The organism is Marinobacter sp. KMM 10035 (genome assembly GCF_046537445.1).
GTDB lineage: Bacteria > Pseudomonadota > Gammaproteobacteria > Pseudomonadales > Oleiphilaceae > Marinobacter > Marinobacter sediminicola.
The window spans coordinates 142,207-161,555 of sequence record NZ_JBBVMG010000004.1 but is presented as its reverse complement, the minus strand read 5'-3'; the positions used below and the strand labels follow the sequence as shown (position 1 = coordinate 161,555).

The 19,349-nt window shown below is 52.7% G+C and carries 20 protein-coding genes; all 20 read left to right on the top strand.

Going from position 1 to position 19,349, the window contains the following annotated elements; genetic code table 11:
* Positions 1-25 precede the first annotated feature (25 nt).
* The 20 genes from rpoB (at position 26) to rplE (ending at position 19,348) form a co-directional block, all read left to right on the top strand.
* On the top strand, positions 26-4,102 hold the full coding sequence (rpoB, locus tag AADB16_RS17700) for a DNA-directed RNA polymerase subunit beta (protein ID WP_298453437.1): 4,077 nt from the start codon (positions 26-28) through the stop codon (positions 4,100-4,102).
* A gap of 76 nt (positions 4,103-4,178) precedes the next feature.
* A complete protein-coding gene (gene rpoC / locus AADB16_RS17695; RefSeq protein ID WP_298453435.1) occupies positions 4,179-8,393 on the top strand; it encodes a DNA-directed RNA polymerase subunit beta' in 4,215 nt (1,404 codons plus the stop codon).
* Between the two features lie 162 nt (positions 8,394-8,555).
* Positions 8,556-8,930 carry a 30S ribosomal protein S12 gene (gene rpsL, locus AADB16_RS17690; protein ID WP_012139854.1) on the top strand — a complete coding sequence of 125 codons (375 nt, stop codon included), beginning with the start codon at positions 8,556-8,558 and terminating at the stop codon, positions 8,928-8,930.
* A gap of 115 nt (positions 8,931-9,045) precedes the next feature.
* On the top strand, positions 9,046-9,516 hold the full coding sequence (rpsG, locus tag AADB16_RS17685) for a 30S ribosomal protein S7 (RefSeq protein ID WP_200205292.1): 471 nt from the start codon (positions 9,046-9,048) through the stop codon (positions 9,514-9,516).
* Between the two features lie 18 nt (positions 9,517-9,534).
* A complete protein-coding gene (gene fusA / locus AADB16_RS17680) occupies positions 9,535-11,637 on the top strand; it encodes an elongation factor G (protein ID WP_309046018.1) in 2,103 nt (700 codons plus the stop codon).
* Positions 11,638-11,672: 35 nt separating this feature from the next.
* Positions 11,673-12,869: an elongation factor Tu gene (gene tuf, locus AADB16_RS17675; RefSeq protein WP_298453426.1), complete on the top strand. Its 1,197-nt coding sequence runs from the start codon at positions 11,673-11,675 to the stop codon at positions 12,867-12,869.
* A 192-nt stretch (positions 12,870-13,061) separates the two neighbouring features.
* Positions 13,062-13,373 carry a 30S ribosomal protein S10 gene (gene rpsJ, locus AADB16_RS17670; protein WP_041341420.1) on the top strand — a complete coding sequence of 104 codons (312 nt, stop codon included), beginning with the start codon at positions 13,062-13,064 and terminating at the stop codon, positions 13,371-13,373.
* A 75-nt stretch (positions 13,374-13,448) separates the two neighbouring features.
* On the top strand, positions 13,449-14,087 hold the full coding sequence (rplC, locus tag AADB16_RS17665) for a 50S ribosomal protein L3 (protein ID WP_410805170.1): 639 nt from the start codon (positions 13,449-13,451) through the stop codon (positions 14,085-14,087).
* A gap of 11 nt (positions 14,088-14,098) precedes the next feature.
* The gene (rplD, locus tag AADB16_RS17660) at positions 14,099-14,704 is read left to right on the top strand and encodes a 50S ribosomal protein L4 (RefSeq protein WP_298453418.1); all 606 of its coding nucleotides are present in this window, start codon (positions 14,099-14,101) and stop codon (positions 14,702-14,704) included.
* On the top strand, positions 14,701-14,994 hold the full coding sequence (rplW, locus tag AADB16_RS17655; RefSeq protein ID WP_200204925.1) for a 50S ribosomal protein L23: 294 nt from the start codon (positions 14,701-14,703) through the stop codon (positions 14,992-14,994). The genes rplD and rplW overlap by 4 nt, the downstream gene beginning before the upstream one ends.
* Before the next feature lie 17 nt (positions 14,995-15,011).
* Positions 15,012-15,839, top strand: a complete 828-nt coding sequence (gene rplB / locus AADB16_RS17650; protein WP_200366507.1) for a 50S ribosomal protein L2 — start codon at positions 15,012-15,014, stop codon at positions 15,837-15,839.
* A gap of 23 nt (positions 15,840-15,862) precedes the next feature.
* A complete protein-coding gene (gene rpsS, locus AADB16_RS17645) occupies positions 15,863-16,138 on the top strand; it encodes a 30S ribosomal protein S19 (RefSeq protein ID WP_298453407.1) in 276 nt (91 codons plus the stop codon).
* A gap of 17 nt (positions 16,139-16,155) precedes the next feature.
* Positions 16,156-16,488: a 50S ribosomal protein L22 gene (rplV, locus tag AADB16_RS17640; RefSeq protein ID WP_100641162.1), complete on the top strand. Its 333-nt coding sequence runs from the start codon at positions 16,156-16,158 to the stop codon at positions 16,486-16,488.
* 11 nt (positions 16,489-16,499) lie between these two features.
* Positions 16,500-17,183, top strand: coding sequence for a 30S ribosomal protein S3 (gene rpsC / locus AADB16_RS17635; RefSeq protein ID WP_200204922.1), 684 nt, complete (start codon positions 16,500-16,502; stop codon positions 17,181-17,183).
* 12 nt (positions 17,184-17,195) lie between these two features.
* The gene (gene rplP / locus AADB16_RS17630; protein ID WP_100641166.1) at positions 17,196-17,609 is read left to right on the top strand and encodes a 50S ribosomal protein L16; all 414 of its coding nucleotides are present in this window, start codon (positions 17,196-17,198) and stop codon (positions 17,607-17,609) included.
* Entirely contained in the window at positions 17,609-17,800 is a 192-nt protein-coding gene (rpmC, locus tag AADB16_RS17625; RefSeq protein WP_298453395.1) for a 50S ribosomal protein L29, read from the top strand. Before rplP ends, rpmC begins: the two co-directional genes overlap by 1 nt.
* Before the next feature lies 1 nt (position 17,801).
* Complete coding sequence (gene rpsQ / locus AADB16_RS17620) at positions 17,802-18,068, top strand: 30S ribosomal protein S17 (RefSeq protein ID WP_071267344.1); 267 nt, start codon at positions 17,802-17,804, stop codon at positions 18,066-18,068.
* A gap of 18 nt (positions 18,069-18,086) precedes the next feature.
* Positions 18,087-18,455 carry a 50S ribosomal protein L14 gene (gene rplN / locus AADB16_RS17615; RefSeq protein WP_200204921.1) on the top strand — a complete coding sequence of 123 codons (369 nt, stop codon included), beginning with the start codon at positions 18,087-18,089 and terminating at the stop codon, positions 18,453-18,455.
* Between the two features lie 17 nt (positions 18,456-18,472).
* Entirely contained in the window at positions 18,473-18,793 is a 321-nt protein-coding gene (rplX, locus tag AADB16_RS17610; RefSeq protein WP_298453387.1) for a 50S ribosomal protein L24, read from the top strand.
* Positions 18,794-18,817: 24 nt separating this feature from the next.
* On the top strand, positions 18,818-19,348 hold the full coding sequence (gene rplE, locus AADB16_RS17605) for a 50S ribosomal protein L5 (RefSeq protein ID WP_410805192.1): 531 nt from the start codon (positions 18,818-18,820) through the stop codon (positions 19,346-19,348).
* Position 19,349 lies beyond the last annotated feature (1 nt).

The window sequence follows — 19,349 nt, the reverse complement described above, 5'->3', positions numbered from 1 at the left end:
TCAGGTCTAAAGCTGGGGAATGCAGATGACTTACTCCTACACTGAAAAAAAGCGGATTCGCAAAGATTTTAGTAAATTGCCTTCCGTGATGGATGTCCCCTATTTGCTGTCTATTCAGCTGGATTCATTTCGGGACTTCCTGCAAATGGAAGCCGCACCTGGAGATCGTCGGGAAACCGGTCTTCATGCAGCATTCAAATCCGTATTCCCGATTGCCAGCTACTCTGGCAATGCTGCACTCGAATATGTGAGCTACCGAATTGGTGAGCCTGTATTCGATGTTAAGGAATGCCAGCTTAGGGGCGTAACATACGCGGCGCCGCTGAGAGTGAAAGTTCGCCTTATCATTTATGATAAGGAATCGTCCAACAAGGCGATTAAGGACATCAAAGAACAGGAAGTCTACATGGGTGAAATGCCCCTGATGACTGAGAATGGTACCTTCGTTATCAACGGTACCGAGCGTGTTATCGTTTCCCAGCTCCACCGCTCTCCCGGTGTGTTCTTTGACCATGATAAAGGTAAAACCCACTCATCCGGCAAGCTGCTGTATTCAGCTCGGGTGATTCCTTACCGTGGTTCCTGGCTCGATTTTGAATTCGATCCAAAGGACGCTGTTTTCGTTCGGATTGACCGTCGACGCAAGTTGCCGGCCTCCATTCTCCTGCGCTCACTTGGTTATACCTCTGAGCAAATGCTAGAGATGTTCTTTGAGACCAGTAAGTTCTCTCTGGGCGCTGAGACGTGCAAGCTGGAGTTGGTGCCAAGCCGCCTTCGTGGCGATATTGCAACCTTCGATATCAAAGATAACGATGGCAAGCTGATTGTAGAAGAGGGTCGCCGGATTACGGCACGCCACATCAAGCAGCTGGAAAAAGCAGGCATTAACGAACTTGAAGTTCCCACTGAGTATCTGTACGGCCGTGTTCTGGCTAAGGACATGATCGACAAGGCTAGTGGCGAAGTGCTGGTTGAGTGTAATACCGAGCTCAGCGAAGAAGTGGTTACCAAGATTCTTGATGCCGGCGTTACAGAGATCGAGACTCTTTATACCAACGACCTCGACTGTGGCCCGTTCATGTCTGATACCTTGCGTATCGACCCGACTCGCAGTCCGCTCGAAGCGTTGGTGGAAATCTACCGGATGATGCGTCCCGGGGAGCCGCCTACCAAGGATTCGGCAGAGAATCTGTTCAATAACCTGTTCTTCTCTGAAGAGCGGTATGACTTGTCTGCTGTTGGCCGGATGAAGCTTAATCGTCGCCTGCGTCGCGAAGAGAGCACTGGCGAAGGTACGCTGACTCACGAAGATATCATTGATGTGCTCAAGACTCTGATCGATATCCGTAACGGTCAGGGCACGGTAGACGATATTGATAACCTGGGTAACCGCCGCGTACGTTGCGTTGGTGAGATGGCTGAAAACCAGTTCCGAGTTGGTCTCGTTCGTGTTGAGCGTGCGGTTCGTGAGCGACTGAGTCTTGCGGAAAGTGAAGGCCTCATGCCTCAGGATCTGATAAACGCCAAGCCGGTAGCTGCCGCGGTTAAAGAATTCTTTGGCTCAAGCCAGCTGTCCCAGTTTATGGACCAGAACAACCCGTTGTCTGAAGTGACTCACAAGCGTCGTATCTCGGCTCTTGGGCCTGGTGGCCTGACCCGTGAGCGTGCTGGCTTTGAGGTTCGTGACGTACACCCGACCCATTATGGCCGAGTGTGTCCGATCGAGACGCCGGAAGGTCCAAACATCGGCCTGATCAACTCTCTGGCAACTTATGCCCGTGCCAACTCCTATGGTTTCCTTGAGAGCCCATACAGGAAGGTAATTGACGGCGTAGTTACCGATGAGTTGGTTTACCTGTCGGCAATTGAAGAAAGCAATTATGTTATCGCCCAGGCCAGTGCGGCTATGGATGAAGGTAAACGCCTGCAGGACGAGCTGGTAACTGTACGTCACCAGAACGAAACCACGGTTATGCCTCCTGAAAGCGTTAACTTCATGGACGTATCGCCGCGCCAGGTTGTATCTGTTGCTGCCTCGCTGATTCCGTTCCTTGAGCACGACGATGCTAACCGTGCTTTGATGGGCGCGAACATGCAACGTCAGGCTGTTCCGACACTGCGTTCACAGGTGCCATTGGTAGGTACCGGTGTTGAGCGTACGGTTGCTCAGGACTCCGGTGTTTGTGTCACGGCTCGACGTGGCGGTGTGATCGAGAGTGTTGATGCGGCCCGTATCGTGGTACGTGTGAACAACGAAGAGACCGAAGCTGGTGATGCTGGTGTGGATATTTATAACCTCACCAAGTACACCCGCTCGAACCAGAACACCTGTATTAACCAGCGCTCAATCGTACGCCAGGGTGATGAGATTGCCCGCGGTGACGTATTGGCAGATGGACCATCGGTTGATCTTGGTGAGCTGGCTCTGGGGCAGAACATGCGTATCGCATTTATGCCTTGGAATGGTTACAACTTTGAGGACTCCATCCTTATTTCCGAGAAAGTGGTTCAGGAAGATCGCCTGACCACGATCCACATTCAGGAGTTGACCTGTGTGGCTCGTGATACAAAGCTGGGTAGTGAAGAAATCACCGCGGATATTCCAAACGTTGGTGAGAGCGCACTGTCCAAGCTGGATGAGTCCGGTATTGTTTACATAGGTGCTGAAGTAGGTGCTGGCGATATTCTGGTGGGCAAGGTAACACCGAAAGGTGAGACCCAGTTGACCCCGGAAGAGAAGCTGTTGAGGGCTATCTTCGGTGAGAAGGCGTCTGATGTAAAAGACACCTCATCACGTGTGCCAACGGGCACTCGCGGTACCGTAATCGATGTTCAGGTATTTACCCGTGACGGCATCGAGAAGGATCAGCGCGCTCAGTCAATTGAGAAAGAGCAGCTGAATCAGTACCGCAAAGACCTGAAGGACGAGTACCGCATCGTTGAGGGCGCTACCTTTGAGCGTTTGCTGAACGCACTCAAAGGACAGCAAGTCATCAGTGGGCCTGGCCTGAAGAAGGGCGCAAGCCTCGACGAAGGTTACCTGACCGAGCTGCCTCGTTCAGACTGGTTCAAGCTGCGCATGCAGGACGAGAGCCTGAATGAACTTCTGGAGAAGTCCGAGCAGGGCCTTGAAGAGCGTACTAAGGAGCACGAAGCGCGCTTTGATGACAAAAAAGGCAAGCTTCAGCAGGGCGATGATCTGGCTCCGGGCGTGCTGAAAATCGTCAAGGTTTACCTTGCGATCAAGCGTCGTATCCAGCCAGGTGACAAGATGGCGGGTCGTCACGGTAACAAGGGTGTTATTTCGGCCGTAAAGCCGATCGAAGATATGCCGTACGATGAGTTCGGTAACACTGTTGATATCGTTCTGAACCCACTGGGTGTTCCTTCGCGAATGAACGTTGGGCAGGTTCTCGAGACTCACTTGGGAGCTGCAGCAAAGGGCCTCGGCGAGCGCATCAGCAAGATGCTGGATGAGCAGCGCAAGGTGGCCGACCTGCGCAAACTGCTTGATGAGATCTACAACCACTCTGATGAAGTCTTCAAAGTGGATTTGGATTCCTTGAGTGACAAGGAAATCCTCGAGATGTCTCATAACCTGCGCGGTGGTGTTCCTATGGCCACGCCTGTGTTTGATGGCGCCGAGGAATCCGAGGTCAAGCACATGCTTGAGTTGGCAGGCCTTAGCACAACTGGACAGACCAAGCTGTATGATGGTCGTACAGGTGATGCCTTCGATCGCCCGGTAACAGTAGGGTATATGTATATCCTCAAGCTTAACCACTTGATCGATGACAAGATGCACGCCCGTTCCACTGGATCCTATAGCCTGGTTACTCAGCAGCCGCTGGGTGGTAAGGCGCAGTTCGGTGGTCAGCGTTTCGGTGAGATGGAAGTGTGGGCCCTAGAGGCTTACGGTGCAGCGTATACGCTGCAGGAAATGCTCACCGTTAAGTCTGACGACGTGAACGGTCGGACCAAGATGTACAAGAACATTGTCGATGGTGATCATCGCATGGAGCCCGGCATGCCGGAATCCTTCAACGTTCTTGTCAAGGAGATCCGTTCGCTGGGTATCGACATCGAGCTGGAATCTGAGTGAGCCGAATTGTTTTTGGCAGCGTGAGCGGGCACTTGGTGTGCCCGCCCGAGATTAACGCCATCCGGAGCTTTTACTGATGAAAGATTTGCTGAATCTTCTCAAGAGCCAAAACCAAAGCAAGGAATTTGATGCGATCCGTATTGGATTGGCATCACCGGAGATGATCCGGTCCTGGTCCTTTGGTGAAGTTAAGAAGCCTGAGACCATTAACTACCGTACGTTCAAGCCTGAGCGTGACGGTCTTTTTTGTGCCAAGATCTTCGGCCCGATCAAGGATTATGAGTGCCTCTGCGGCAAGTACAAGCGCCTCAAACATCGCGGTGTTATCTGCGAGAAGTGTGGTGTTGAAGTAGCACTGGCAAGCGTTCGTCGTGAGCGTATGGCTCATATCGAGCTGGCCAGCCCGGTTGCTCACATCTGGTTCTTGAAGTCTCTTCCATCCCGCATTGGTTTGATGCTGGATATGACGCTGCGTGATATCGAGCGCGTGCTTTATTTCGAGTCGTTTATAGTAATCGACCCGGGAATGACCACGCTTGAGCGCGGGCAGCTGCTGAACGACGAGCAGTACTACGAAGCACTGGAAGAGTTTGGTGACGAGTTTGACGCCCGCATGGGTGCTGAAGCCGTCAAGGAGCTGCTTGAGGGGATTGACCTTCAGGAGCAAGTTGATTCGCTGCGGGAAGAAATTCCCCAGACCAACTCTGAAACCAAGATCAAAAAGTTCAATAAGCGCCTGAAAATTCTTGAGGCTTTCTTGTACTCCGGCAACAAGCCGGGCGACATGGTTATGACTGTGTTGCCGGTTCTGCCGCCTGATCTGCGTCCGTTGGTACCACTTGATGGTGGCCGTTTTGCGACATCAGACCTGAACGATCTCTATCGTCGGGTGATCAACAGGAACAACCGTCTCAAGCGTCTGCTTGAGCTGAACGCTCCTGACATCATCGTGCGTAACGAAAAGCGCATGCTGCAGGAAGCTGTCGACGCGCTGCTGGATAACGGCCGTCGCGGTCGTGCTATCACTGGCACTAATAAGCGCCCGCTGAAATCTCTTGCCGACATGATCAAGGGTAAGCAAGGTCGTTTTCGTCAGAACCTGTTGGGTAAGCGGGTTGACTATTCCGGTCGTTCGGTAATCGTTGTTGGGCCATCTTTGCGTCTGCATCAGTGCGGTCTGCCCAAGAAAATGGCGCTGGAGCTGTTCAAGCCGTTTATTTTCTCAAAGCTTGAGCACCGTGGCCTTGCTACGACTATCAAAGCCGCCAAGAAGATGGTTGAGCGCGAAGAAGGCGTTGTTTGGGATATCCTGGACGAAGTTATTCGTCAGCACCCGATCATGCTTAACCGAGCGCCAACGCTTCACCGCTTGGGTATCCAGGCATTTGAGCCAGTGCTGATCGAAGGTAAGGCAATTCAGTTGCACCCCCTGGTTTGTGCGGCCTATAACGCCGACTTCGACGGTGACCAGATGGCGGTACACGTACCGCTGACGCTGGAAGCTCAGTTGGAAGCCCGTGCGCTGATGATGTCTACCAACAACATCCTGTCGCCTGCGAACGGTGAGCCCATCATCGTGCCGTCCCAGGACGTTGTACTTGGCCTCTATTACATGACCCGCGAGCGTAAGAGTGCGCTTGGTGAAGGTATGGTGTTTGCTGACATCAAAGAAGCGCACCGCGCTTACGGTGCCGGTAAGGTCGACCTTCAGGCTGTGGTTAAGGTGCGCGTCAAAGAGGTCTCCATACAGGCTGAGGGCGATAACACAGAAGAGTACAAGATCGTGGAAACCACGGTTGGTCGTGCTTTGTTGTTTGATATTGTTCCAGACGGGCTGTCTTATGACCTGGTTAACAAGCCAATGGTCAAGAAGGCGATCTCGAATCTGATCAACACCTGCTATCGTGATGCTGGCCTGAAAGAAACGGTTATCTTTGCGGATCAGCTCATGTACATGGGCTATCACTATGCGACGGTTTCAGGTATTTCGATTGGCTTCAATGACTTCGAGATCCCGCCAGAGAAATATGAGCTGGTAGATGCCGCTTCTGATGAAGTAAAAGATATTGAATCCCAGTACGCGTCAGGCCTGCTTACGCAGGGTGAAAAGTACAACAAGGTTATCGATATCTGGTCGCGCGCAAACGATAAGGTCTCCAAGGCGATGATGCAGCGCCTGGCAAAGGAAAAAGTCATTGGTCCTGACGGAAAGCCCGTTAAAGGTGAAGATGGCGAAGATCTGATGCAGGAGTCGTTCAACTCCGTCTACATGATGGCTGACTCTGGTGCGCGGGGTTCTGCTGCGCAGATTCGTCAGCTCGCCGGTATGCGTGGTTTGATGGCCAAGCCAGATGGCTCGATCATTGAAACGCCAATCACCGCGAACTTCCGTGAAGGCCTGAACGTACTTCAGTACTTTATCTCGACACACGGTGCCCGTAAGGGTCTGGCGGATACGGCACTGAAAACTGCCAACTCCGGTTACCTGACCCGTCGTCTGGTCGACGTCTCACAGGATCTGGTCGTTACCGAAGAAGATTGCGGTACTGAAGAAGGTCTGTTGATGACGCCGCATATTGAAGGCGGTGACGTAGTTGTGCCTCTGGGGGATCGTGTTTTGGGTCGTGTTACTGCCCGGGATACATTTACTCCTACGGATAAAGACAATGCTGTTGTCGCTGCCGGCACTCTGCTTGACGAGAAAACGATCGAAGAGCTTGAAGGCGCTGGTGTGGATGAGGTTTGGGTTCGCTCCGCGATTACCTGTGAAACTCGCCACGGCATCTGCTCGAAGTGCTATGGTCGCGATTTGGCGCGTGGTCACCGCGTTAACGTGGGTGAGGCAGTGGGTGTTATTGCTGCTCAGTCCATCGGTGAGCCTGGAACCCAGCTTACGATGCGTACCTTCCACATCGGTGGTGCGGCCAGTCGGGCTTCAGCGGTAGATAACGTTCAAGTCAAGCACGGTGGTACTGTTCGCCTGCATAACCTGAAGTCTCTTCAGAGAACGGATGGCTCACTGGTTGTTATTTCTCGCTCTTCTGCTTTGGCAATTGCTGATGATCAGGGGCGTGAGCGGGAGTGGTACAAACTTCCATACGGCGCCGTATTGTCTGTGAAAAGTGGCGATGAAGTTGAGGCGGGCGTTGTGGTTGCCAAGTGGGATCCACACACTCACCCCATCATCGCGGAAGCTGAAGGTATTGCCAAGTTCGTCAACATGGACCAGGGCATTACCGTGCGCACGCAGACCGACGAGCTCACAGGCTTGTCGACGATGGAAGTCATCGATCCGAAGGAGCGTCCAGCTGCGGGTAAAGATATCCGTCCGGCCATCCAGATGGTTGATGAGGCGGGTAACGATGTGGATCTGCCAACTGGTGGAGCGGCCATCTTCTTTATGCCAGCGAATGCCCTGGTAACCATGGCGAACGGTGCGCGTATCGAACTTGGTGACGTGGTAGCCCGTATACCTCAGGCAAGCTCGAAAACTCGTGACATTACCGGTGGTCTGCCGCGTGTTGCTGATTTGTTTGAGGCGCGTCGTCCGAAGGAATCGTCCATTCTTGCCGAGATCAGTGGTGTAGTGTCATTCGGTAAGGAAACCAAGGGCAAAAAGCGCCTGGTGCTGACCCCGAAAGACGCAGATCCGTACGAGGTTCTGATCCCGAAGCATCGTCAAATGAACGTTTTCGAAGGCGAAACCGTTGAGAAAGGCGAGGTGATTTCAGATGGGCCGTCTAACCCGCATGACATTTTGCGTCTGCTGGGTGTGGTTGAGTTGGCCAGGTACATTACCAACGAGATCCAGGACGTTTATCGCCTTCAAGGTGTTGTCATAAACGATAAACACATTGAGGTTATCGTTCGCCAGATGCTGCGTAAGATTGAGATTACCGATCCGGGTGATACCACCCTGATGTCCGGTGATCAGCTCGAGATCACGAGGCTCTTGGAAGAAAACGAGAAAGCAGTTGCGGCTGATAAAGAGCCGGCAAGATTTGAGCGGTTGCTGTTGGGTATTACCAAGGCGTCATTGGCGACTGAATCGTTCATCTCTGCAGCCTCGTTCCAGGAAACAACCCGGGTGCTCACCGAAGGTGCAGTCACTGGCAAGCGTGACTTCTTGCGCGGTCTGAAAGAAAACGTCGTGGTCGGTCGACTGATTCCTGCGGGAACTGGTTTGGCATATCACGCAGAGCGTCGCCGCAAGCGCGAACTGGAACAGCAGGGCGTTACAGCTGCAGACGTTGAAGAAGCTCTGAGTGCAGAGCTCAACCGCGGAGGTTGAGTTTGGTGCGCCACCTTCGTGTAGATACTTACGCGGGGGGTGGTTAAAAAGAGTACAGTCGTCTTGACTGTCCGGGGGCGCAGGCTTAAACTTGCGACCCTTAATTTTACCCCCTTCACTGGGGGTAAGTTTCATTGATATGGTTTTTTGGAGTTTGCTTACATGGCAACGATTAATCAGTTGGTGCGTAAGCCTCGTAAGCGCAAGGTAGCCAAGAGCGATGTTCCTGCTCTTCAGGCATGTCCTCAGCGCCGTGGTGTATGCACTCGTGTTTACACCACAACGCCGAAGAAGCCGAACTCAGCACTGCGTAAAGTGTGCCGTGTTCGTCTGACCAACGGCTTCGAGGTTTCCTCATACATTGGTGGTGAAGGTCACAACCTTCAGGAGCACAGTGTTGTGCTGATCCGTGGCGGTCGAGTAAAAGACCTTCCGGGTGTGCGCTATCACACTGTTCGCGGAACGCTGGACACCCAGGGTGTACAGAACCGTAAGCAGGGTCGCTCCAAGTACGGTGCAAAACGACCGAAGTCGTAATGCTCCGAAAGAGTGTCTTTTATCGTTGCTTGTCAGAACGGTAAGAGTAAGGCTGAGTAGCCGTCGGCTATCTCAGGGGTTCCTGAAGACCTTTTAATTAGATAAGGGCTTATCGATGCCTAGAAGAAGAGTTGCAGCTAAGCGGGAAATTATCCCGGATCCCAAATTCGGTAGTGCGCGTCTTGCCAAGTTCATCAACCACGTGATGGAAAGCGGTAAGAAAGCGGTTGCAGAGCGTATTGTTTATGGCGCCCTGACAATTGTTGCCGAGAAGTCCAAGGAAGAGCCGATCGAAATGTTCGAGAAGGCCCTGGAAAACATCCAGCCGATGGTTGAGGTTAAGTCCCGTCGTGTCGGTGGTGCTACTTACCAGGTGCCTGTAGAAGTACGGCCTTCCCGTCAGAACGCGCTGGCAATGCGCTGGCTCGTAGAGTTTTCACGGAAGCGCGGCGAGAAGTCCATGGCGCAGCGTTTGGCTGGTGAAATTCTTGATGCGGCTGACAGCAAAGGTGCTGCTGTTAAGAAGCGTGAAGATGTACACCGCATGGCAGATGCTAACAAAGCGTTCTCTCACTTCCGTTTCTAAACAGCCGAGGTTTATACAGTGGCACGCAAAACTCCGATTAAACGTTACAGAAACATTGGTATCTGTGCGCACGTTGATGCGGGCAAAACCACAACGACCGAACGTATTCTTTACTATACGGGTCGTAGCCACAAGATGGGCGAGACCCATGATGGCGCGTCCACCACTGACTGGATGGAGCAAGAGCAGGAGCGTGGTATAACCATCACCTCTGCCGCTGTTACTACATTTTGGCAGGGTATGGACAAGCAGTTCGATGAACACCGTATCAACGTTATTGATACCCCGGGGCACGTAGACTTCACTATCGAAGTTGAGCGTTCCCTGCGGGTTCTCGATGGCGCTGTAGTTGTGTTCTGCGGATCCTCCGGTGTTGAGCCTCAGTCTGAGACCGTATGGCGTCAGGCTAACAAGTACGAAGTTCCTCGCATGGTGTTCGTCAACAAGATGGACCGTGCCGGCGCAGACTTCCTGCGAGTGGTTCAGCAGATTAAGACCCGTCTGGGCGCTACACCTGTAGCCCTTCAGTTGCCAATTGGCTCTGAAGACCAGTTTGCCGGTGTTGTCGATCTGCTTCGCGGCAAGGCTATCTATTGGGATGATGCCGATTTGGGCATGACCTATCGTGAGGAAGAAGTTCCCGCTGATATGGTCGACGAGGTCGCAAAATACCGTGAAGCTCTGGTTGAAGCAGCAGCCGAAGCCAATGAAGAGTTTATGGAGCGGTACCTGGAAGGCGGCGAGTTGTCTGTAGAAGAGATCAAGGCGGGCTTGCGTGCGCGTACTCTTTCTAACGAGATCGTGCTGGCTTGTTGTGGCTCCGCGTTCAAGAACAAGGGCGTTCCCGCAGTTCTTGATGCTGTTATCGAGTATTTGCCAGCTCCGGATGAGGTTAAAGCCATCCGTGGTGAAGTTGATGAAGATGGCACCGAAGATACTCGTCCAGTTGACGACAATGCTCCGTTTGCAGCTTTGGCGTTCAAGATCGCGACGGATCCATTTGTTGGTTCGCTGACCTTCTTCCGAGTTTATTCCGGCAGGCTTGAGTCCGGTAACTCCGTATTCAACTCGGTTAAGGGTAAAAAAGAGCGTGTGGGCCGTATGGTTCAGATGCACGCTAACGATCGGGAAGAAATCAAGGAAGTTCTGGCGGGCGATATTGCAGCAGCGATTGGTCTGAAGAACGTCACTACTGGTGATACCTTGTGTGATGAAAACCACAAGATCATCCTTGAGCGGATGGAGTTCCCTGAGCCGGTTATTTCGGTTGCAGTGGAGCCAAAATCCAAGGCGGATCAGGAAAAGATGGGTGTGGCTCTGGGCAAGTTGGCTCAGGAGGATCCATCGTTCCGTGTGCGCACTGATGAAGAATCTGGCCAGACTATTATTTCTGGTATGGGTGAGCTTCACCTCGATATCCTTGTCGACCGTATGCGTCGCGAGTTTAAGGTTGAAGCGAACATCGGTAAGCCGCAGGTTGCGTACCGCGAGTGTATTCGTAAGTCGGTAGATGTAGAGGGTAAGTTCGTTCGCCAGTCGGGTGGTCGTGGTCAGTATGGTCACGTTAAGGTCAAGATTGACCCACTTCCACTGGAGGAAGGTGCAGAGAACTTTATCTTTGTGAACGAGGTCGTCGGTGGTGCAGTTCCGAAGGAATATGTAGCGGCGGTTCAGCAGGGTATCTCGGAGCAGATGCAAAACGGCTGTCTGGCCGGCTATCCGCTGCTGGGTATCAAGGCAACCTTGTACGATGGTTCCTACCACGATGTGGACTCCAACGAAATGGCGTTCAAGATCGCGGGTTCCATGGCGATGAAGAAGGGCGCTCTGGAAGCGAACCCGGCTCTGCTTGAGCCGATGATGAAAGTCGAGGTTGTAACCCCTGAAGATTATATGGGTGACGTGGTGGGTGATTTGAACCGCCGTCGTGGCCTGATTCAGGGTATGGATGACGGTGTCGCTGGCAAGATTGTTCGCGCCGAGGTTCCGTTGTCGGAAATGTTTGGTTATGCCACGGATCTGCGCTCTGCAACTCAGGGTCGCGCATCTTACGCAATGGAGTTTTCGCGGTATGCGGAAGCCCCGAACAACATCGCCGAAGCAATCATTAAAAAGGGTTGATACCCAGGAATTAAGTAACAGGAAGAGGTGTAACTGTGTCTAAATCCAAGTTTGAAAGAATTAAGCCACACCTTAACGTGGGCACTATTGGTCACGTTGACCATGGTAAGACGACTCTGACCGCTGCTCTGACTCGTGTGTGTCACGAAGTTTGGGGTACTGGTTCTGCGAGTGCATTCGATCAGATCGATAACGCACCGGAAGAGCGTGCGCGTGGTATTACCATTGCGACCTCTCACGTTGAGTACGATTCTCCTAGCCGTCACTACGCACACGTAGACTGCCCGGGCCACGCGGATTATGTGAAGAACATGATCACCGGTGCGGCTCAGATGGATGGCGCGATTCTGGTTTGTTCCGCAGCTGACGGCCCGATGCCTCAGACGCGTGAGCACATCCTGCTGTCTCGTCAGGTTGGCGTTCCTTACATCGTTGTGTTCCTGAACAAAGCGGACATGGTAGATGATGAAGAGCTGCTTGAGCTGGTAGAGATGGAAGTGCGCGAGCTGTTGAGTGCGTACGACTTCCCGGGTGACGATACGCCAATCATCACTGGTTCAGCGCTGATGGCGTTGCAGGGCAAAGACGACAACGAAATGGGCACAACCGCTGTGAAGAAGCTGGTTGAGGCTCTGGACGATTACATCCCTGAGCCGGAGCGTGCGATTGATCAGCCGTTCCTGCTGCCGATTGAGGATGTGTTCTCTATCTCCGGTCGTGGTACGGTTGTGACTGGTCGTGTTGAGCGCGGTATCGTCAAGGTTGGTGAAGAAGTTGAGATTGTTGGTATCAAGGATACCGTCAAGACTGTCTGCACCGGTGTTGAGATGTTCCGTAAGCTGCTGGACGAAGGTCGTGCTGGCGAGAACGTAGGTGTACTGCTTCGTGGTACCAAGCGTGACGACGTTGAGCGTGGTCAGGTATTGTGTAAGCCAGGTAGCATCAAGCCGCACACCAAGTTTGAGTGTGAAGTATACGTACTGAGCAAGGATGAGGGTGGTCGTCACACTCCATTCTTCAAGGGCTACCGTCCTCAGTTTTACTTCCGTACTACCGACGTAACTGGTTCCTGTGAATTGCCGGAAGGCGTGGAAATGGTTATGCCTGGTGATAACGTACAGATGGAAGTGACGTTGATTGCTCCGATCGCCATGGAAGATGGCCTGCGCTTCGCGATTCGCGAAGGCGGTCGTACCGTTGGTGCTGGCGTAGTCGCCAAGATCATCGAGTAAGACGCTCGTTGCATCAGGAAGGGGGGCTGACTTGGTCAGCCCCTTTTTCGATTTCTGTCGCAACCGCTTGACCCGATCTGGCCAGCAGTCATCTCTGTTGACAGGGTTGGGTATTATGCATACAATGCGGCTCCTTTTTTTGAAGGTCGGCTAACTAGTCTAGTAGCTGCTACGAGTGGAGTTTGGTGCAACATGCAAAGCCAAAAGATTCGAATCCGGTTGAAGGCGTTTGATTATCGCCTTATCGACCAGTCGACGCAGGAGATTGTCGATACCGCTAAGCGGACCGGCGCTCAAGTGCGTGGGCCTATCCCTCTGCCGACGCGGAAGGAAAAGTACACTATTCTGGTTTCCCCGCACGTTAACAAAGACGCGCGCGACCAGTATGAAATTCGTACTCATAAGCGTTTGCTCGACATTGTTGAGCCAACGGAAAAGACAGTAGATGCTTTGATGAAGTTGGACCTGGCAGCAGGTGTAGACGTTCAGATTAGCCTCGGTTAATACCACCTGGTATTGATCTGTGTAACTGTCCTAAGGCCATAGAGGGTGAGAGCCCCGTACACTTAGAGGTGAAACATGGCAATTGGTGTTGTCGGCCGTAAGGCTGGTATGACCCGTATATTTACGGAAGACGGGCAGGCTCTGCCTGTTACGGTAATTGAGGTTGATCCTAACCGCATTACTCAACTCAAAACTCTTGAGAATGACGGCTATCGTGCTGTTCAGGTAACTGTGGGCACTCGTCGTGCGTCACGTGTTACCAAGGGCGAGGCAGGTCATTTTGCTAAAGCCGGCGTAGAAGCTGGTCGGGGAGTTTGGGAATTTCGGCTGGCTGACGGCGAAGGTGAAGACCTGGCTGCAGGCGGCGAAATTGCTGCAACTGTCTTTGAAGATGGTCAGCTTGTAGATGCTACCGGTCAGTCCAAGGGTAAGGGTTTCCAGGGTGGCGTTAAACGCTGGAACTTCTCCATGCAGGATGCAACGCATGGTAACTCCCTATCGCATCGTGCTCCGGGTTCTATTGGTCAGAACCAGACTCCGGGCAAGGTATTCAAGGGCAAAAAGATGGCGGGCCAAATGGGTAATGCGCAAGTAACTGTGCAGAACCTTAGAGTTGTCCGTGTCGACGCCGAGCGCAACCTCCTGCTGATTAGTGGTGCCGTCCCCGGCGCAACTGGCAGTGATGTTGTCATCAAGCCTGCACTTAAAGCCTGAGGAGCGGTTCGATGGAATTGACTATTACAGGTAGTGGCAAGGGAATTTCTGTTTCCGATGCTGCATTTGCCAAAGATTTTAATGAGGCTCTGGTTCACCAGGTGGTTACTGCTTATATGGCAGCTGGCCGTCAGGGAACCAAAGCTCAAAAAACCCGCTCAGAAGTCAGTGGTGGTGGTAAGAAGCCCTGGCGTCAGAAGGGTACTGGCCGCGCTCGTGCCGGTACAATCCGTAGCCCTATCTGGCGCTCCGGTGGTGTGACTTTTGCTGCCAAGCCTCGCGGCTTTGAGCAAAAAGTTAACCGTAAGATGTATCGTGCCGCGATGTGCTCTATTTTCTCCGAGTTGGTTCGTCAGGAGCGTCTGGTTCTGGTTGACGACTTTGCAGTCGATGCGCCAAAGACCAAAGACTTCACGTCCAAGCTGGCAGATCTGGGCCTTTCCAATGCCCTGATCCTGACAGAAAGCCTTGAGCATAATCTGCACCTGGCTTCTCGCAACGTGCCTCACGTCGATGTGCGTGATGTTGCGGGTCTGGATCCGGTTAGCCTGGTTGCTTACGAGAAAGTCGTGGTAACTGTTCCCGCTCTGAAGAAGATCGAGGAGATGCTGGGATGAATCAGGAACGTATTTATAAGGTCCTTTTAGGGCCTCACGTATCGGAGAAAGCCTCAATGGTTGCCGAGCATGGTCAGGTTGTTTTCCGGGTCGCCCCGGACGCCACCAAGCCGGAGATCAGGAAGGCTGTTGAGCAACTGTTCAACGTCACCGTAGAAGGTGTTCAAGTTCTGAATCGTAAGGGCAAGCTCAAGCGCACAGCCCGCGGGTTCGGCAAGCGTAATGACATTCGTAAGGCTTATGTAAAGCTGGCTGAAGGTCAGGACATCGATTTTCTGGATGTGGAATAAGGTAAAGGGGTCGTAATATGCCGATCGTCAAAACCAAGCCAACATCAGCCGGACGCCGTCACGTTGTAAAACTGTACAACCCGGATTTACACAAAGGGCGTCCTTACGAACCGTTGGTCGAATCTCAAAGCAAGTCGGGTGGTCGTAATAACAACGGCCGTATCACTACCCGTCATATTGGTGGTGGCCATAAACAGCACTACCGTATAATAGATTTCAAGCGGACCAAAGATGGTATTCCTGCGACAATTGAACGCATTGAATACGATCCTAACCGCTCTGCGCACATCGCGCTGATCAAGTATGCCGACGGTGAGCGTCGTTACATTATCGCTCCCAAAGGTATGCAGATCGGAGAGCCTGTGCGCTCAGGAATCGACGCGCCTATCAAGGTTGGAAGCACATTGCCGCTGCGGAATATGCCGGTTGGTTCTGTGATCCATTGCGTTGAGCTCAAGCCTGGTAAAGGTGCACAGTTGGCTCGCTCTGCGGGCGCATCCGTGCAACTTGTAGCTCGGGAAGGCGCTTACGCGACCATCCGTCTGCGCTCAGGTGAAATGCGAAAGGTGCTTGTAGATTGCCGTGCCACGTTGGGTGAAGTGTCCAACAGTGAGCACAGTCTCAAGCGGCTTGGTAAAGCGGGTGCATCACGTTGGCGCGGAAAGCGTCCAACGGTTCGTGGTGTGGCTATGAACCCAGTTGACCACCCACATGGTGGTGGTGAAGGGCGTACCTCTGGCGGACGTCACCCAGTTACTCCTTGGGGTGTTCCGACCAAAGGGCATAAGACTCGTAAGAACAAGCGTACTGACAAAATGATAGTACGTCGTCGTTCAGCCAAGTAAACGACCACATAGAGGTAAATGCTGTGCCACGTTCTTTAAAGAAAGGTCCATTCATAGACCTGCATCTGTTGAAGAAGGTCGAGGCAGCTCTGGAAGCGAACGACAAACGACCAATTAAGACCTGGTCGCGTCGTTCCACGATTTTTCCAGAGTTCGTTGGCTTGACCATTGCAGTCCACAACGGCAGGCAACACGTGCCGGTTTTTGTCACCGAAGATATGGTCGGGCATAAACTGGGAGAGTTCGCGGCAACGCGTACTTATCGTGGCCACTCGGCCGACAAGAAAGCTAAACGCTGATTGTGAGGGGAATAGAAATGGAAGTAGCAGCCAAGTACAAGGGCGCTCGCCTCTCAGCTCAGAAAGCACGTCTTGTCGCCGACCAGGTCCGCGGCAAGCCGGTTGAGGACGCCCTGAACATTCTGACTTTCAGCCCTAAGAAGGCGGCGGTGATTATCAAGAAAGCTCTTGAATCCGCCATCGCTAACGCTGAGCACAACGAAGGTCTGGACGTTGACGAATTGCGGGTTTCCACCGTTATGGTGGATGAAGGCCCGACGCTCAAGCGGATCAAGGCTAGAGCCAAGGGGCGCGCTGACAGAATCATGAAGCGCACCTGTCATATCACCGTCAAGGTCGCCGACAAGTAGGAGATGCTCAGATGGGTCATAAAGTAAATCCAATCGGCTTCCGCCTGGGTGTGATTAAAGAGCACAACTCAGTTTGGTATGCCGATAAAAAGGAATACGCAAAGAACCTGTTGAACGATATTCAGGTTCGCGAATTCCTCGACAAGCGTCTGGTTAAGGCGTCTGTTAGCAAGATTGTGATCGAGCGCCCTGCTCAGAACGCCCGTATCACGATCCATACTGCCCGCCCCGGTATTGTTATCGGTAAGAAGGGTGAAGATGTTGATCGTCTGCGTCGTGAAGTTGGCGAGATGATGGGTGTGCCTGTGCACATCAACATCGAAGAAGTCCGCAAGCCGGATCTGGATGCTCGCCTGGTAGCGCAAAACGTTGCCGGACAGCTGGAGCGTCGTGTGATGTTCCGTCGCGCTATGAAGCGTGCGGTACAAAACGCAATGCGTCAGGGAGCCAAAGGCATCAAGATTCAGGTTGGTGGTCGTCTCGGGGGTGCCGAAATTGCGCGTTCCGAGTGGTATCGTGAAGGTCGTGTTCCGCTGCACACATTGCGTGCAGATATTGATTACGCAACCTACGAAGCGCATACCACTTACGGCATAATCGGCGTCAAGGTATGGATCTTCAAAGGTGAGATTCTTGGTGGTATGGAACAGGTCCGTGCTGACAAGAAAGCCTCTGGGAAGAAAGGTTCTAAGTAAAGGGGCAATCTTATGCTGCAACCAAAACGCACCAAATTTCGCAAGGTAATGAAGGGCCGTAATACCGGTCTTGCTCACCGCGCCAACAAGGTGAGCTTCGGTGAATACGGATTGAAAGCGACGACTCGCGGGCGTATAACTGCGCGCCAGATTGAAGCGGCACGTCGTACCATGACGCGTAAGATCAAGCGTGGCGGAAAGATCTGGATTCGGGTGTTCCCGGATAAGCCGATCACCGGTAAGCCGCTTGAAGTACGTATGGGTAAAGGTAAGGGTTCTGTCGAGTACTGGGTGGCTGAAATTCAGCCAGGCCGTATGCTCTACGAGATGGAAGGTGTTTCTGAAGATATCGCACGCGAAGCCTTCACACTCGCAGCGGCAAAGTTGCCGGTACAGACCACCTTCGTAACGAGGACGGTGATGTGATGAAAGCAACAGAGCTGCGTGAAAAATCAGCCGCGGAGCTGAATAAGGAGCTGATCGATCTCCTGAAGGAGCAGTTCAACCTGCGCATGCGCAAGGCTACTGGTCAGCTCAATCAGTCTCACCTTCTCGCCGGGGTGAAGCGCGACATTGCTCGTGTGAAAACAGTATTGAACGAAAAGGCAGGACAGTGACATGACCGAAGCTACCCAAACTGCCAGAACTCTTAGCGGCAAGGTCGTAAGCAACAAGATGGAGAAGTCCATCGTGGTGTTGGTCGAGCGTCAGGTGAAGCACCCTCTGTACGGTAAGTACATGAAGCGTTCAACCAAGATCCATGCTCACGATGAGAGCAACCAGTGCAATATCGGTGACACTGTGACCATTCAGGAAACCCGCCCGGTCTCCAAGACCAAAAGCTGGGCCCTGGTGGAAGTCACTGAACATGCATCCAAGGTGTAATTCGCCCGGAGAACAACCATGATTCAGACTCAGACAATGCTTGAAGTCGCGGATAACAGTGGTGCGCGTCAGGTGATGTGCATCAAGGTCCTGGGCGGTTCACACCGGCGCTATGCCGCCATTGGGGATATCATTAAGGTGACCGTTAAGGAAGCCATCCCCCGCGGAAAAGTGAAGAAAGGCCAGGTCTTGAAGGCTGTAGTAGTGCGCACCCGTAAGGGTGTTCGCCGTCCCGATGGGTCGCTTATCCGTTTCGACGGCAACGCGGCTGTACTTCTGAACAATCAGGACGCACCCATTGGTACCCGTATCTTCGGACCGGTTACCCGTGAGCTGCGAAACGAAAAGTTCATGAAAATTATCTCACTGGCACCCGAAGTACTTTAAAGGACCAGAGGCCGGTTATGAAAAAGATTAAACGAGATGACGAAGTAATCGTCACTACGGGGAAAGACAAAGGCAAACGTGGTAAAGTTCTGAAAGTTCAGGACGATGGCAAGGTGATTGTTTCCGGCATCAATATGATGAAGAAACACACTAAACCAAACCCGATGTTGGGCACCCCCGGTGGCATCGTCGAAAAAGAAGCGCCTATCCAGGCTTCCAACGTAGCTGTTTTTAATCCGCAGACCGGCAAAGCCGATCGTGTTGGCTTCCAGATTAAGGAAGACGGGACGAAGACGCGGATCTTCAAAGCTACGAAAGAAGCTGTCGATAACCAGTAAGCGGTGGTGGTTACGATGCTTAACATGAAAGAGCAGTACAGCAAGGAAGTGGTACCTGCCCTGCAGAAAGAGTTCGGTTTCAAGAACGTCATGCAGGTGCCGCGTATCGAGAAAATTACCCTGAATATGGGTGTCGGCGAAGCGGTTGGTGATAAAAAGCTGATTGAGAATGCTGTGGCAGATCTAGAGCGCCTGGCAGGTCAAAAAGTTGTTGTTACTACAGCGCGTAAGTCCGTTGCGGGTTTCAAAATCCGTGAAGGATGGCCGATCGGTTGTAAAGTTACCCTGCGCGGTGAGCGTATGTGGGATTTCTTTGATCGCCTGGTTCACATTGCGGTTCCCCGTATTCGTGACTTCCGTGGTCTTAATCCCAAGTCCTTTGACGGGCGCGGTAACTACAGCATGGGTGTGCGTGAGCAGATCATCTTCCCAGAGATCGAGTACGACAAAGTCGACAAGATCCGCGGGCTGGATATCACCATTACCACCAGTGCCCGTACCGACGACGAAGGTCGCGAGCTGCTGAAAGCTTTCGGCTTTCCGTTCAAGAAATAAA